This window comes from Pseudomonas sp. FP198, from assembly GCF_030687895.1.
Lineage (GTDB): Bacteria > Pseudomonadota > Gammaproteobacteria > Pseudomonadales > Pseudomonadaceae > Aquipseudomonas.
In genome coordinates, this window is the sequence record NZ_CP117452.1 from 2,145,470 (window position 1) to 2,159,383 (window position 13,914).

Consider the following 13,914-nt stretch of genomic DNA (forward strand, 5'->3'; position numbering starts at 1 on the left):
TCCAGGTCAACGAATCAGTTCACTCCTTGACGCTCATATACTCCTCGGCCCAACGGATATATTCCTCGGGCTGGGTGTAGGTGTGGGTCAGTTCCGTGGCGCTGAGGTCTGATGCCTGGGTGAAGATCTGACGCTGTTCCCGCAGGCTGTCATAGGTAGCCTTGATCGCGGCGAAATACGCGCCGTGACCGTCAATCGTGATCCGCACGCCCAGTTCAGCCAGGCGTTTATCGTCGCGCAGCAGCGGGTTGCCATAAGTCACCAGCATCAGCGGAACGTTCAGGTTCTCGCTGATCTGCTCCAGATGCTCGAAATCCTGCACGCCTACCATGCAAATGCCGTCCGCGCCGGCGCGCTCGTATTGCCGGGTGCGACTGATGATCTCCTGGACCGGCAGAATCCCCGCGTTCGTGCGGGCGACGATGGCCATTTCCGAGTCGACTCGCGCCTCCAGCGCCGCGCGAATCTTGCCGACGCCTTCGGCTACGCTGATCAGGTCGGTGGATTTGCGGCCAAATTGCGCCGGCAGCAAGGTGTCTTCAATCGTCAACGCCGCCACGCCGGCGCGTTCGAGCTCGATGATGGTACGCATCACGTTCAGTGCGTTGCCGTAGCCGTGGTCGGCATCGGCGATCACCGGCAGTTGCGCGACACGTCCGATGCGGGTGGCCTGCTCGGCAAATTCGCTGAGGGTGATCAGGGCGAAATCCGGCGCGCCCAATACTTGCAGTGACGCTACCGAGCCTCCAAGGATGCCCACCTCGAAACCCAGGTCGGCGGCAATGCGCGCCGACATCGGATCGAACACTGAAGCGGTGTGGTAGCAATTTGGTGGAAGCCAGCAATTGGCGGAAATTTCGACGCAAATCTTGATGGGAAAGCCTGGACATATGAGTTCCACCAATGGAATGGAAGGGCTTGAGCAAAAGTGTCAACGCCTAAGGATGGAAAGCTATCACGCGGGACGGCCAAGGATGATGACGAATTTACAGGGACAGGCTGGCCGAAGTCGATCCCGTGAGATATGGCCGGTGCCGCGCCGCTATGCCGCCACCGCCTGGCGATCCTGTTTGAACAGCGGCACCGCGCGCACCGTGTCGCCCGGCTGTACTTGCAGGCGTTTGGCGGTCAGGCGATCGACGACCAGGCCCTGGCCGTGCAGGTGCCCCCGGGCGCTGGTGACGCGGCAGTTTTCCAGGCGCCGGTTATGAATCAGCCAGACGGGTGCCCGTTCGTCCGGGGTGCCTATGGTCAGCGTCAGCGACTGGCTGTCGCGGACGCTGCGGATCTTCGATACCGGTGCTTCGATCACCGGGCCGGCGTCAAAGATATCCACGTACCCTTTATGGGCAAAACCTTCATCGCCAAGGATCTTCAAGGCCGGCTCGGTGTTGGGGTGAGCCTTGCCGATCACGGCCTGGGCCTGTTCGGTGAGCAGGCAGGTGTACAGCGGTTGGCGGGGCATCAGCTCGGCGATGAAGGATTTGTTGCCCATGCTGGACAACTGGTCGGCGTGGCTGAAGTCCTTCTGGAAAAAGTGTCGTCCCAGGCTGTCCCAGAACGGCGAGCAACCTTGTTCATCGGCGTGGCCGCGTAACTCGGCGATCAGCTTGTCGCCAAACAGCCCGGAAAACTCCGCGACGAACAGCAGGCGCGCCAGGGACAGCAGGCGTCCGTTATGGCCGCGACGGTGCTGGGGATGAAGAAACAACGAGCAGATTTCCGACTGCCCGGTCATCTCGTTACTCAGGAACAGCGTCGGAATATGCCGCTGGATACCCAGCTCGGGCGCCGAGCTGACCGTGACCCCGAGCCTATAGTTGTACCAAGGCTCGCGCAGTCCGATGGCGCCAGTGAGCGCGCTGATACCCAGTACCTGACGGTCATCGTCTTCGAGCACGAACAGATAGTCGGCGTCCGCCCGTTCGACCTGTCCGGCGAAGGTGCGCTGGGCCCAGCGTACCCGGTGCGCCAGGCGCTCCTCGTTGGCCGGCAGGCTGGTGAACCCAGGGCCGGCGCAACGGGCGAGGTCCATCAATGCGGGCAAGTCGGTCAGGGCAACCGGGCGGACTACCACGAAGCGCCTCCTTCAACAGGCCTGGCGCGACGCTGCCGCACGATGCGCAATCGATTGCAGTTCATAGGCTGACCACCCGGACCCGGTCACCGTCGGCAACGTCAAGCGCTGCCAGCATGTCAGGGGACAGGCGCACGAAGCCTTCGGCGTCAAGGTCCAGGTCGGCGATGATGGCCCGGTAATTACCCAGGCCATCATTACTCACCAGGTAGCGCCCCGTGGCGTCAACCTGCTGGCTCGGACGCACGATGGCCGAGCGGCTGTGGATGATCGAGCGGATGTTCGCGACCCGGGCATGCATCGTCGGCCCGCCGTCAAAGATGTCCACGTAGTTATTGGTTTCGAAACCCTCGCGCTCGAGAATGTCGAAGGCTTCCTGGCCGTCGGGGTGGATCCGGCCGATACAAGCCTGGGCCTGTGGCGGCAACATAGGGACATAGATCGGGTATTGCGGCATCAGGTCGGCGAGAAAGGTCCGACTCTGCAGGCCGCACAATCGTTCGGCTTCGGTGTAGGACAGGTCGAAAAAGTGCTGGCCGATGGCATCCCAGAAGGGCGAATGGCCTTCCTCGCTGCTGTACCCGACGATCTCGGTGATCACCGAGTCGGCAAAGCGTTGGGGATGAGCGCCGATAAACATCAGCCGGGCGCGGGACAACAATTGCGCTTGCGCCGTGTGCACGTGTGCGGCGTCGATATGAAAGCCGCGCAGCAGCGTCTGGCCATTCAGGTCCTGGCACAACGACAGTGCCGGTACGCCATGCTGGATGTTCAACTCCCGGGACTCGCTGGAAAACGGTCGGTTGCGCAGGCTGTAGAACGGCTCGTCGCAACCGGTGGCCGCAACGATTTCCGAGCAGCCCAGCAGGCGGCCCGACACCAGGTCCTGCAGGACAAAAAAGTAATTCTGCGCCCCGGGGCCTTGCACGTCGGTTTCGAACGAGGCGCATGAGCTGAGGATTCTGTCCCGCAGGCGCTCGGTGTCGTCGGGAAGCGAGGTGACGCCCACCAGGCTGTCGCGGGCCAGCTGCTGCAACTGCGGCAAATCGGTTAACTGAACTGGGCGTAAAGCCAGCATGGATAACACTCCTGTTTCAAAGAGCCCGCCGAGAGGTGCCGGGCCTGACGATCACTGTCGATGTCCACGCGTTGAAGCTTGTAGCAGAGATTTGACACTGTCGCGTTACAGCAGCGGCGCGAGATAGGCGCTCCAGGTCCGCACCGATTCGGGACTGCGCAACAGGTCATTGCGTACTTCGATCAGCACCGAGTCCAGGCCGCGGCCGTCGCCGTGGACTGGAACCGTCATGTCACTCAACGGGCTGACCTTATAGGGCTGATTGCCGGCGGCCCGCAGCGAATGGCGCGCCAACCCGTCGACGATGCGCTGGGCATATTCCCGGGCTTCGCCAAACAATACTCCGGCCTCAAGGGCCCGCGGTTGGCCGTAGAACACCGGGGCGAAGCTGTGGATGCCGACCACTCGCACGGTCCGCTTGTCGGCCAGGCGTCGGTCGATCAAGGCGCGCAATTGATCATGGAATGGATGGAAGAGGCACCGTTGGCGATACGTGCGCGTAGCGTCATCCAAGGCCTGGTTGCCAGGAATCTGGTAGATCTCGCTTTGCGCCGGAATGCTGTCGGCGACGTGCAGCGGACGGTTCAGGTCGATCAACAGCCTTGAATAGTTGGCCGACAGCAAGGTGGCGCCGAGGGTTTCGGACAGCCGCTCGGCCAGGGCCAGCGCACCGATGTCCCAGGCAATATGTTCCTGAGCGGCGGTTTCATCCAGGCCCAGGTCGTTCAGTGCATCAGGAATGTAGCGGCTGGCATGTTCGCAAACCAGCAACAATGGATGCTCGGAGTCTTCACGCAGCAACCGGAAAGCAGGCTTGGTATAGAGGCCCGATTCGGCACATTCAATGGATTCACGCATAGTGCTCACAAAGTTCGGCTGGTGACAGCGCCTGGGGCAAGGCGTCGGGCGGCGCCCGGCCATACAGGGCACATATGACCTTGTGTACCGATAGCATCATAGCCAGGCACGGATCAGTGATCGGGTCTCTGAAGAGAGGCATCCGTGCTCCTTGCCGGGATGAGTGCTGGTTTCTTTTCTAGCGCCGAAAATAGTATTTGGGCAGCAGGTGCCGCGTGTCCAGAGGTTTTTACTTTCCGTTTGAAAAGCCTCAAGTCATGTAGAGGCCTTGTAGGGCAAGGGTTTGGTTGGAACGCCAATGTATGTCAGCTATCGCTTCCGTCTGTGTCAGACATACCGCCTTTTTGTCCGGATTATTTGATTCCATATAAGGTGTTGTACAAGAAAAACGGGAGGGTTGCTGTGATGAGCCGTCCGACAGCCTGAGTATCCAATGTGCAAGCCACTCGCCTGACCCTGATCTGCCATGCCCGCACCGCCGCCCAGAAAGAGGCGCGTTTCGGCTTGGACGAACCGCTGGACGCCGGCTGGCTGGCGACGCGTGCCGAGATCGGCCGTGAATACCGGAACGTGCGCCGCCTGCTCTGCGGGCCAGAGCTGCGCACCCGCCAGACCGCGGCGCTGTTGGGCGACGATCCGCGGGTGGTCCAGGCGTTGGCCGATTGTGATTTCGGCCGTTGGCGCGGGATGTCCGTCGATGAACTGCTCAAGACCGAGCCGGAATGCCTTCAAGCCTGGCGTGACGACCCGGACGCCGCGCCCCACGGCGGCGAGTCCGTCAGCGGGGTATGTCGGCGGGTCGGCGACTGGCTGACGACGCTGCAACACACTCCGGGCCACTGGCTGGCCGTCACCCATCCGTTCGTGATTCGCGCTGCCCTGCTGAACGTATTGGGTTGCCCGATGGGCATGTTCCACCGGATCGACATCGAATCGCTTTCCGTCACTGAGTTGCGTTTCAACGGGGTGTGGCGATTTCGCACCCAGGGGCCTGGCCGGGAGCCGCAAGCATGAAGAAATTGTCGGTGATAGGCATCGGTGCCGGTGATCCCGATCACCTGACGATGCAAGCAGTGAAGGCCCTGAATCAGGTCGATGTGTTTTTCCTGATGGACAAAGGGCCCGGCAAGGACGCGCTGTTGGACCTGCGTCGCGACATCTGTCGCCGCTACATCACTGATCGCACCTACCGTTTCGTCGAAGCCGGCAGTCCCGAGCGCCAGCGCGAGGATCTGGACTACACCGCCAGTGTCGAGGCACTTAACCGGGCGAAGCAGGCGACGTTCGAAAGATTGATCAACGAGGAGTTGTCTGACGGGCAGCGGGGCGGTTTCCTGGTGTGGGGCGACCCTTCGCTGTACGACAGCACCCTGCGCATCCTGCAGGCGATTGTTGATTCGGGGCGCTGCGTCTTCGAGTTCGATGTCGTTCCGGGCATCACCAGCGTCCAGGCCCTCGCGGCGCGACACAAGGTGCCGTTGAACAGTATCGGCGGCTCACTGGAGATCACCACGGGCCGCAGGCTGGCGGCGGGGCAGGTTGGCGATGCAGGGAGCATGGTGGTGATGCTTGATGCCGAGGATGCGTATCGCCAGGTCAGCGATCCTGATACGCAGATCTATTGGGGCGCCTACGTGGGAATGGCAGATGAATTGCTCATTGCCGGACGGCTGGGGGACGTGGCCGACGACATCGAACGCACCCGCAAGGCGGCGCGACAGGCCAATGGGTGGATCATGGATACGTATTTGTTGCGTAAACCTTGATGCTGCGAATGAACCTGTGGCGAGGGAGCTTGCTCCCGCTCGACTGCGAAGCAGGCGCAAGACTTCAGCCACCTTGCGTATCGGGGTTGCTGCGCAACCCAGCGGGAGCAAGCGCCCTCGCCACGGAACCTCGAAGGCGTCGTCACCCTCGCCCAAACCGCTCCCGGTACACCGACGGCGCCAGCCCCACCACGTTGCGAAACGCTACCCGGAAACTTTCCACCGAACGATAGCCACACAGTTGGGCAATGTTGTCGGTGTTGTCTTGCGTGCTTTCCAGCAATTCCCGCGCCCGTGCCAGGCGCTCATGTTGCAGCCAGGCCTTGGGCGACAGGCCGCAAGCCTGGGTGAAGCGGCGCAGGAAGGTCCGTTCGCTCATGGCCGCGTGACTGGCCAGGTCGCGCACTCCCAGTGGCTCGTGGAGACGTTCCCGAGCCCATTGCATGACGCCGGACAAATCGCTGCGCGGCGTGCGGCTGACCGGCGAGGGAATGAACTGCGCCTGGCCACCGGTGCGTTGGGTCGGCATGACCAGCCGGCGCGCCACGGCATTGGCAACCTGGGCGCCGAAATCCCGCGCCACCAGATGCAGGCAGGCATCGATGCCGGCCGCGCTGCCAGCCGACGTGATGATCTGGCCTGAGTCGACATAAAGTACATCGGGATCGACTTCGATGGTCGGGTAGCTGTCGGCAAGTTCGTCGGTGTAGCGCCAATGCGTGGTGGCGCCCAAGCCGTCGAGCAGCCCGGTGGCCGCCAGGACAAAAGCCCCCGAGCAGATCGACAACAGGCGGGCGCCACGGGCATGGGCTCGTCGCAAGGCCTGGAGCAGGGCATCGGAGGGCGGTTCGCTGCGACTGCGCCAGCCCGGCACGATAATGGTTCGCGCGCTGTCGAGCAGCTCCATGCCGCCATCGGCCAATACCCGGAAGCCGCCCATGGCGCGCATCGGGCCGTCGTCGACCGCGACGATGCGGTGTTCATACCAGGGAAAATCAAACTCGGGCCGTGCCAGCCCGAATATCTCGACGGCAACGCCGAATTCGAACGTGCACAGCCCGTCGTAGGCGAGAATCGCGACGAGGCCAGGGCTAGGCTGCATTTGGCGGAAAATTCCCACAGAGTGTCTTGTACGCCACTGTAGCGGTTGGCGGCGGGTGGATAAAGTCTCTCCAAGCCCTTATTCGTCCCTGGAGTAAACCCGATGACCAGCCTTGTTCGCGAAGTGCCTGCCGCCCCGTCCGACATTGCCCTGCAGCATTTCAGCCGACGTCTGATGTTCGAAACCGATTGTTCCGACGTACGTGCCAGCCAGGACGCCGGTGAGATCGATTTTGTCCTCGTCGATGTGCGCGGGCCGCAGGCCTACGCACGGGGGCACGTGCCCGGGGCGATCAACCTGCCGACCCGCACGCTGACCGCCGAGGCGCTTGCGGCCTATCCCCAGACCACCCTGTTCGTGGTCTATTGTGCGGGGCCGCATTGCAACGGCGCCAACAAGGCCGCGGTGCGCCTGGCGACCCTGGGGTACCCGGTCAAGGAAATGATCGGTGGCGTCATGGGCTGGCTCGACGAAGGTTTTCGCCTGACCGGTTCCGTGGAGCGCGTGACGGAGCAGGCGGTCAGCTGCGATTGTTGAACGGTGCGTCCTCCTTGTGGTGAGGAAAACAGGCTCCCTCGCCACAAGGGCTATTGCTTTAGTAGTTTCGCAAATGCTCTGCATCTTTATAACTATTTGTCGCCTATACGCAATTCCGCTGCCGAGTGCCCCTCTAGACTCCTGCCCACTTCGGTTTTCGCTGACCGAACGCTGTTTCCGAATCTGCCCATAACGATCAAAAAAACCTGCGCACTCAGGAGCAAAAATGAAGAAGCTTGTCATGTTCGGTGCCCTGGCACTGTCCGTACTCTCCCTGTCGGCTGTGGCCGAAGACGCCAAGCCGATCCGCCTCGGGATCGAGGCCGGTTATCCGCCTTTTTCGATGAAGACGCCTGACGGCAAGCTGACCGGCTTCGATGTGGATATCGGCGACGCGCTGTGCGCGCAGATGAAGGTCAAGTGCACCTGGGTCGAGCAAGAGTTCGACGGGCTTATTCCAGCGCTGAAGGTGAAGAAGATCGATGCGATCCTGTCGTCGATGACCATCACTGACGACCGCAAGAAAAACGTCGACTTCACCATCAAGTACTACCACACCCCGGCGCGTTTCGTGATGAAGGAAGGTACCGACGTCAAGGACCCGCTGACCGAACTCAAGGGCAAGAAAGTCGGCGTGCTGCGCGCCAGTACCCATGACCGCTTCGCGACCGAAGTGCTGGTGCCGGCGGGAATCAACCTGGTGCGCTACAGCTCCCAGCAGGAAGCCAACCTGGACATGGTCGCCGGTCGCCTCGACGCAATGCTGGCCGACTCGGTCAACCTCGACGAAGGTTTCCTGAAAACCGACGCCGGCAAAGGCTTTGCCTTCGTCGGGCCGACCTATGAAGACGCCAAGTATTTCGGCGGCGGCGCCGGCATCGCGGTGCGCAAGGGTGACAAGGCCCTGGCGGACAAATTCAACGCCGCCATCAGCGAAATCCGCGCCAATGGCACCTACAAGAAAGTGCAGGACAAATACTTCGCTTTTGACGTCTATGGGCATTAATCGCTGAAGAAAACAGGTGGCCCGCCGCTGACCCGGCCGGCCACCTTTTTCATGGGCGATTGTTTTACCCTGAGCCTGTCGAGAACCGAAATCTGGAGTGCCAATGCAACGCATCGACCATACCCTGCCGTGGAGCCACTTGGGCACGGAGCGCCGGCTCAGCGTGTTTCGTTTCGGCCATGGCCCGCGCAAGGCCTACATCCAGGCCAGCCTGCACGCCGATGAACTGCCGGGCATGCGCACGGCATGGGAACTGAAACAGCGGCTCAGCGACCTTGAGTCCCGCGGCCTGCTCAAAGGCGTGATCGAGCTGGTGCCGGTGGCCAATCCCATCGGCCTGGACCAGCATCTGCAGAGTGCCCACATGGGGCGCTTCGAACTGGGCAGCGGGAAGAATTTCAACCGTTCCTTCGTCGAACTCAGTGCCCCGGTGGCGCAGCGCATCGGGGCTCGCCTGGGCGACGATCCGGCTGCCAACGTCACCTTGATCCGGCAAACCATGGCCGAGGTGCTCGACGAACTACCCGCGCCACCTTCGCAACTCGAAGCCATGCATCGGCTGTTGCTTCGCCATGCCTGCGACGCCGACATTACTCTCGACCTGCACTGCGATTTCGAGGCCGCGATCCACTTGTACGCGTTGCCGCAACAATGGCCGCAGTGGCGCTCGCTGGCCGCGCGGCTGAGGGCCGGTGTGGCGTTGTTGTGCGAGGATTCCGGCGGCAGCTCGTTCGATGAGTCCTGTTCCACGCCCTGGTTGCGCCTGGCGAGGATCTTTCCGCAAGCGGCCATCCCGGCGGCCAACCTGGCGACGACGCTGGAACTGGGTAGCATGGGCGACACCCGGGTGGAGCAGGCCCGGGCCAATTGCGAGGCTATCCTCGGATTTCTCGCCGAACAGGGACTCATCGGCGGTGACTGGCCGGCCGCGCCGGCGGAATGCTGCGAGGGTTTTCCGTTCGAAGGCACCGAATACCTGTTTGCCCCGCACCATGGCGTGGTCAGCTTCCTGCGCGACGCTGGCGAGTGGGTGGAGCGGGGCGATGCTTTGTTCGAAGTGGTCGATCCGTTGAACGACCGAGTGACCACGGTCCGCGCCGGCACCAGCGGCGTCCTGTTCGCCCTGGATCGCGGACGTTATACCCAGCCGGGCATCTGGCAGGCGAAAGTCGCCGGGCGTGAGCCGATTCGGGCGGGGAAATTGATCAACGACTGATAACTGCTGTCTACCTCACCGCACGGTGGTCACCGTGCGGTTATCCAATGCTGGAGGAAGACCGATGTTCAAAGCGTTCGCCCTGTTTATGCTGCTGGTGTCTGCCGGAGCGCAGGCCCAACCGTCGCTGCACACCGACTTGCCACTCAACTACCTGACCCGCGCCGATGAACAGGCCAGGAACCGGCCGCTGGTGATTTTCCTGCACGGTTCGGGCAGCAACGAAGAAGACCTGCTGACGCTCGCCGACGAACTGCCCAAGCACTACAACTACCTTTCGGTGCGGGCACCCAAGTCGATGGAGCCGGGGCGCTACCAATGGTTTGCCAGGAAAGGCGAGGGCGCCTATGAAGGTGACACGTCAGACCTGAAGGCCAGCGGCCAGATGCTCCTGGAATTCATCGAGAAGGCTCGGGCCAAATACCCGACCGATGCGAGCAACGTCTATCTGGTAGGGTTCAGTCAGGGCGCGATGATGAGCTACGAGGTAGCCCTGAGACACCCCGAAGCCGTCGGCGGCATTGCCGCGATGGGCGGGCGCGTTCTTTCGGTGTTGCGCGCCGAACTGACGCCCGATGAATCGCGCCGGGATCTGGCGGTGTTCATCGGCCACGGCACGGTGGACCCGATCATTCCCTACCACGACGGCACCGACGCTGACACGTTCCTCAAGACCCTGGCCCTGGAACCGGAATTCCACGCGTATCCGGGGCTTGGTCACAATATCAGCGCGCAGGAGGTGAAGGACCTGCGGGCCTGGCTGGAGCGGCTCAACCCTTGATCCAGCCGGATCCCTGTGGGGTCGGGCTTGCTCCTGCAGTTCGACGGCGGTGAGCCTCTGTTTTCGAGCATGCCAAATTTCTCTGTGGGAGCGAGCCTGCTCGCGAATACAGCAATGGCGCCCATCAGGCACACCGCACAGGCTCATCACTTCCCGCTGGCGATCTGCTTGACCAATGCTTCGTGACCGGCCTGGTCGCTCGCCCTGGAGATGATCTGCACCACTGCCATGCGCGTGCCGGAAGCCCCTATCAGGGTAGTGTCCAACGTGGGCCCGCCACCCTGGATGGCCCGGGTGTCGAGCTGGCGCAGGCCGAGGCCGGTGGCTTTCAGGGTCAGGCTCTTTTCCCCGAGGATCTTGGCATCCGGCAGGGCCTTGGTCTTCTGGACGGCGAAATCGGCAAAGGTCGTATCCAGGAAGGCTGCGTCGTTATCTTTTACATTTGCCCCGTCAACCAGGGTGTTCTCCGCCGTGATCACCACCGTTTTGCGGGTGGCATTGCTGTACATCGTACCGCTCGCCCCGGCGGTTCCCTGCGCCACGTCCCCTGCGGACAAGGGCGTCGCCGTGAAGCCCGGGGGGAGGGTGAAGCTGAACTTGCCGCCCAGCAGCGAAACCTTCTGGGCTGGCGCTTGCGCCACGGGTTTCTTGGGCTGGGCGGCAAGGGCGGGGAATGCGGCCAGGCTGGTGATAGTCGCCAGTAGCAGGGCGGCGGCTGGTTTACTCAGCAAAGACATAAAACGCTCCATGGGCTGGTTGGCTTGAAACCTGAACACGCGGTGTCCTTGTCGGTCATGGGTTCGATACGTTAACACCGACGGCACTGAAGCGCCGCGCCAACGCCTGATGTTCGAAGTGTTCGGTGATGAAGTCGACAAAGACCCGGGTCTTGGCGGGCATCAGCGTACGACTCGGGTAATAGAGCGAAATCGCGCCAAGGTCGACATACCATTGCGGCAACAGCCGCACCAGCTCGCCGCGCTCCAGCCAGGGCAGGACATCCGGCACCGTCAACAGCGTAACGCCCAGCCCCAGCAAGGCAGATTCACGCATGGCGACCGGGTCGTTGAGGGTGATCGACTCCGGCAACGACACCGCGCACTCGAGTCCGGCGCTGTTGCGCATCATCGGCTGGCGCACACGGCCGGTCAGGCTGGAGCGCAGGACGATGTTAGCGTGATCGGCCAATTGCTCCGGATGCTGGGGCTGGGCACGACCGGCCAGGTACCGCGAGCTGGCGACGGCAATCAGGTGGGCTGGCGCCAAGGTCCGGGACACCACGCCGGGTGTCAATTCGAAACCGCCTCCAATCGCCGCGTCGAAACCCTCGGCAATCAAGTCGACCCGACGATTTTCGAAATGCCATTCCGGCCGGATCAGGGGATATCGATCGAGGAAAGCAGGCATTAACGGCAAGACGTGAGCCATGCCGAAGCTGGGCGAGAGGCTGACCCGCAACACGCCGGCCGGATCGCCACGTTCGGCGCTCACCGCGCCAATCGCAACTTGCAGGGCTTGAAGGTTGCCGCCGATGCTGGCGAGGAAATGTTCGCCGGTTTCGGTCAGGGATAGCTTGCGGGTCGAACGCTGGAACAGGCGTACACCCAGGTTTCGCTCCAGCATTGCCACATTGCGGCTGACGGCGGCGGGCGTCAGCGCCAGCAGTCTGGCGGCAGCGGAAAAACTGCCGGTCTCGGCACTGCGCACGAAACATTCGAGGTTGGCGAGGGTTTCCATTTGATCGGACCTGATACTGATGCTTGAAGATAATTCAAGCCATTACCGACTAATCAGGGCGCAATGGCAAGCGCAATATGCACCTCAACGGCGGACATCACCGCACGGTTTTTCCAACCATTGAGGACATCACATGAACACCATCGGCATTATCGGCGCTGGCGCCATCGGCAGTGCATTCGCCCGGGCCCTGGCCCGCCACGACATCAACGTGGTCATTTCCAACAGCCGTGGGCCGCAAAGCCTGACCGAACTGGTCGCCGAACTGGGCCCGACCGTACGTGCCGGCACTGTGCAGGAAGCGGCCGCGCAACCGATGGTACTGGTGGCCGTCAACTGGCAGAAATTGCCGCAGGCCCTGGCGGGTTTGCCGGACTTCGCCGGGCGGATCGTGATCGACGCCAACAACGCTATCAAGGTGCCGGAATTCCAGGCGATCGATCTGCAAGGACGGGCCTCCACCGAGGTGTTCAGCGAGTGGGTGCCCGGTGCGCGGGTGGTCAAGGCGTTCAACCACATGCTGGCGAAATTGCTTGAAGCCGATCCGGCGGCCGAAGGCGGCAAGCGTGTACTGTTCCTGACCGGCGATGATCAACAGGCGCGCGGGGAAGTGGCCGGGTTGATCGGTCGGCTCGGATTCTTCGCCGTGGACCTGGGCCCGCTGAGCGCCGGGGCGCACCTGACGCAGTTCCCCGGCGGTCCGCTGCCCGCGCTGAATCTGGTCAAGTTCGACTGAGCCCCTACGGATCAAGGACGATCCCAATAGGGCACTTCGCCGAAACACTCGAGGAAAAAATCGATCACCGTGCGCACCTTCACCGACAGGCGTCGGCTGCCGGGCCAGAGGATGGCGATTTGCTGGGGTTCGAGGCTGTTGGACGCTTCGTAATCGGCCAGGACCGGTACCAGCGTGCCGTTGCGCACGGCTTCGCCGATCAGCCATGACGGAAACATCACCAGGCCCAGGCCTTGTTCGGCGGCCTGGGTCAGGGTGTCGGCGTGGTTGCCGGTGATCGGCCCTCTGACGCTATAGGGTTTCCAGGCTTGACCCGGCTTGCGGAAAAACCAACGCTGTTGCCCGGCTACGCCTTTGTAGGCCAGGCACTGGTGGGCCGCCAGCTCTTCGGGTTTTTGTGGAGCGCCGTGGCGGGCCAGGTAGGCGGGGCTGGCCGCGATCTGGAAACGGTGCGGCGCGATGATCCGCGCCTGCATGCTGGAATCGTGCAACGGGCCGATGCGAAAGAGCAGATCGGCACCTTCCTGCAAAGGGTCGACGTAACTGTCGGTCTGCTGGAGATCCAGCTGCAGCTTTGGGTAGCGCTCGCACAGTTGTCCCAGCCAGGGCGTCAGGTGGCGCTGTCCGAAGACGACCGGGGCGTTGATCCGCACGAGTCCGGCCGGTTCGCTACGCTGTTCCTGCAGGGCTTGTTCGGCTTCCTCCAGTTGCACCAGCAGCAAGCGTGCATGGTGCCCGAGCAGGCGGCCGGCTTCGGTGGGCGAAACGGCGCGGGTATGGCGATACAGCAACTGCTGGTTCAGCGCTTGCTCCATCAGTTGGATCTGGCGGGAAATCGATGAGGGCGCCAGCCCCTCGCGCCGCGCGACTTCCGAAAAGCTGCCGAGGTCGAGCACCGCGACGAACAATCGGAGTGCCTTGAAACCCAGTTCATCAAGACCGTGCATGGGAACATCCGCTGTGCGTATTGCGCAAAAGTGTTGTCGGAATGCTCGCATTTATCGCACGGCAGCACCAGTC

14 protein-coding genes and 1 pseudogene are annotated in these 13,914 nt (G+C 62.4%); 7 read left to right on the forward strand and 8 right to left on the reverse strand.

The window, feature by feature from the left end; all coding sequences use genetic code 11:
* Window positions 1-19: 19 nt before the first annotated feature.
* From PSH78_RS09980 to PSH78_RS09995, 4 genes and pseudogenes are all read right to left on the reverse strand, one after another.
* Window positions 20-890, reverse strand: a pseudogene (locus tag PSH78_RS09980) (oxaloacetate decarboxylase).
* 152 nt (window positions 891-1,042) lie between these two features.
* Window positions 1,043-2,077, reverse strand: a complete 1,035-nt coding sequence (gene astA, locus PSH78_RS09985; protein WP_305500143.1) for an arginine N-succinyltransferase — start codon at window positions 2,075-2,077, stop codon at window positions 1,043-1,045.
* 61 nt (window positions 2,078-2,138) lie between these two features.
* Window positions 2,139-3,155, reverse strand: a complete 1,017-nt coding sequence (locus PSH78_RS09990; RefSeq protein WP_305500145.1) for an arginine N-succinyltransferase — start codon at window positions 3,153-3,155, stop codon at window positions 2,139-2,141.
* 105 nt (window positions 3,156-3,260) lie between these two features.
* Window positions 3,261-4,013, reverse strand: coding sequence for an N-formylglutamate amidohydrolase (locus tag PSH78_RS09995; RefSeq protein WP_305500147.1), 753 nt, complete (start codon window positions 4,011-4,013; stop codon window positions 3,261-3,263).
* A 435-nt stretch (window positions 4,014-4,448) separates the two neighbouring features.
* Between PSH78_RS09995 and PSH78_RS10000 the strand changes: the two genes are divergently transcribed.
* Window positions 4,449-5,027 (forward strand): histidine phosphatase family protein, encoded by a 579-nt coding sequence (locus tag PSH78_RS10000; RefSeq protein WP_305500149.1) that lies wholly within the window; start codon window positions 4,449-4,451, stop codon window positions 5,025-5,027.
* A complete protein-coding gene (gene cobF / locus PSH78_RS10005) occupies window positions 5,024-5,779 on the forward strand; it encodes a precorrin-6A synthase (deacetylating) (RefSeq protein ID WP_305500151.1) in 756 nt (251 codons plus the stop codon). The genes PSH78_RS10000 and cobF overlap by 4 nt, the downstream gene beginning before the upstream one ends.
* Window positions 5,780-5,921: 142 nt before the next feature.
* Here the strand turns inward: cobF and ftrA are convergent, their stop codons facing one another.
* Window positions 5,922-6,881, reverse strand: coding sequence for a transcriptional regulator FtrA (gene ftrA, locus PSH78_RS10010; RefSeq protein ID WP_305500153.1), 960 nt, complete (start codon window positions 6,879-6,881; stop codon window positions 5,922-5,924).
* A gap of 102 nt (window positions 6,882-6,983) precedes the next feature.
* On the opposite strand from ftrA, the gene PSH78_RS10015 reads away from it, so the two are divergent.
* From PSH78_RS10015 to PSH78_RS10030, 4 genes are all read left to right on the forward strand, one after another.
* Window positions 6,984-7,418, forward strand: a complete 435-nt coding sequence (locus PSH78_RS10015) for a rhodanese-like domain-containing protein (protein ID WP_305500154.1) — start codon at window positions 6,984-6,986, stop codon at window positions 7,416-7,418.
* A gap of 226 nt (window positions 7,419-7,644) precedes the next feature.
* Window positions 7,645-8,424: an ABC transporter substrate-binding protein gene (locus PSH78_RS10020; RefSeq protein ID WP_305500156.1), complete on the forward strand. Its 780-nt coding sequence runs from the start codon at window positions 7,645-7,647 to the stop codon at window positions 8,422-8,424.
* 103 nt (window positions 8,425-8,527) lie between these two features.
* Complete coding sequence (locus tag PSH78_RS10025; protein WP_305500158.1) at window positions 8,528-9,640, forward strand: succinylglutamate desuccinylase/aspartoacylase family protein; 1,113 nt, start codon at window positions 8,528-8,530, stop codon at window positions 9,638-9,640.
* A 64-nt stretch (window positions 9,641-9,704) separates the two neighbouring features.
* On the forward strand, window positions 9,705-10,421 hold the full coding sequence (locus PSH78_RS10030) for an alpha/beta hydrolase (RefSeq protein WP_305500160.1): 717 nt from the start codon (window positions 9,705-9,707) through the stop codon (window positions 10,419-10,421).
* A 146-nt stretch (window positions 10,422-10,567) separates the two neighbouring features.
* Here PSH78_RS10030 and PSH78_RS10035 read toward each other — a convergent pair whose 3' ends face one another.
* Together PSH78_RS10035 and PSH78_RS10040 are read right to left on the reverse strand one after the other, a co-directional pair.
* On the reverse strand, window positions 10,568-11,158 hold the full coding sequence (locus PSH78_RS10035; RefSeq protein WP_305500162.1) for a hypothetical protein: 591 nt from the start codon (window positions 11,156-11,158) through the stop codon (window positions 10,568-10,570).
* A 55-nt stretch (window positions 11,159-11,213) separates the two neighbouring features.
* The gene (locus PSH78_RS10040; RefSeq protein WP_305500163.1) at window positions 11,214-12,158 is read right to left on the reverse strand and encodes a LysR family transcriptional regulator; all 945 of its coding nucleotides are present in this window, start codon (window positions 12,156-12,158) and stop codon (window positions 11,214-11,216) included.
* A gap of 133 nt (window positions 12,159-12,291) precedes the next feature.
* Here PSH78_RS10040 and PSH78_RS10045 point away from each other — a divergent pair, with 133 nt between their 5' ends.
* On the forward strand, window positions 12,292-12,894 hold the full coding sequence (locus PSH78_RS10045; RefSeq protein ID WP_305500165.1) for an NADPH-dependent F420 reductase: 603 nt from the start codon (window positions 12,292-12,294) through the stop codon (window positions 12,892-12,894).
* An 11-nt stretch (window positions 12,895-12,905) separates the two neighbouring features.
* On the opposite strand, the gene PSH78_RS10050 is transcribed toward PSH78_RS10045, so the two are convergent.
* Complete coding sequence (locus PSH78_RS10050; RefSeq protein ID WP_305500167.1) at window positions 12,906-13,841, reverse strand: LysR family transcriptional regulator; 936 nt, start codon at window positions 13,839-13,841, stop codon at window positions 12,906-12,908.
* Between the last annotated feature and the right edge of the window lie 73 nt (window positions 13,842-13,914).

What these genes read in the sequence shown, in the direction of transcription:
- cobF (WP_305500151.1), top strand. Translation starts at nt 5,024, where the DNA reads ATGAAGAAATTGTCGGTGATAGGCATCGGTGCCGGTGATCCCGATCAC.
- ftrA (WP_305500153.1), bottom strand. Translation starts at nt 6,881, where the DNA reads ATGCAGCCTAGCCCTGGCCTCGTCGCGATTCTCGCCTACGACGGGCTG.
- PSH78_RS10015 (WP_305500154.1), top strand. Translation starts at nt 6,984, where the DNA reads ATGACCAGCCTTGTTCGCGAAGTGCCTGCCGCCCCGTCCGACATTGCC.
- PSH78_RS10020 (WP_305500156.1), top strand. Translation starts at nt 7,645, where the DNA reads ATGAAGAAGCTTGTCATGTTCGGTGCCCTGGCACTGTCCGTACTCTCC.
- PSH78_RS10050 (WP_305500167.1), bottom strand. Translation starts at nt 13,841, where the DNA reads ATGCACGGTCTTGATGAACTGGGTTTCAAGGCACTCCGATTGTTCGTC.
- PSH78_RS10040 (WP_305500163.1), bottom strand. Translation starts at nt 12,158, where the DNA reads ATGGAAACCCTCGCCAACCTCGAATGTTTCGTGCGCAGTGCCGAGACC.
- PSH78_RS10035 (WP_305500162.1), bottom strand. Translation starts at nt 11,158, where the DNA reads ATGTCTTTGCTGAGTAAACCAGCCGCCGCCCTGCTACTGGCGACTATC.
- PSH78_RS10045 (WP_305500165.1), top strand. Translation starts at nt 12,292, where the DNA reads ATGAACACCATCGGCATTATCGGCGCTGGCGCCATCGGCAGTGCATTC.
- PSH78_RS09990 (WP_305500145.1), bottom strand. Translation starts at nt 3,155, where the DNA reads ATGCTGGCTTTACGCCCAGTTCAGTTAACCGATTTGCCGCAGTTGCAG.
- PSH78_RS10030 (WP_305500160.1), top strand. Translation starts at nt 9,705, where the DNA reads ATGTTCAAAGCGTTCGCCCTGTTTATGCTGCTGGTGTCTGCCGGAGCG.
- PSH78_RS10025 (WP_305500158.1), top strand. Translation starts at nt 8,528, where the DNA reads ATGCAACGCATCGACCATACCCTGCCGTGGAGCCACTTGGGCACGGAG.
- PSH78_RS09995 (WP_305500147.1), bottom strand. Translation starts at nt 4,013, where the DNA reads ATGCGTGAATCCATTGAATGTGCCGAATCGGGCCTCTATACCAAGCCT.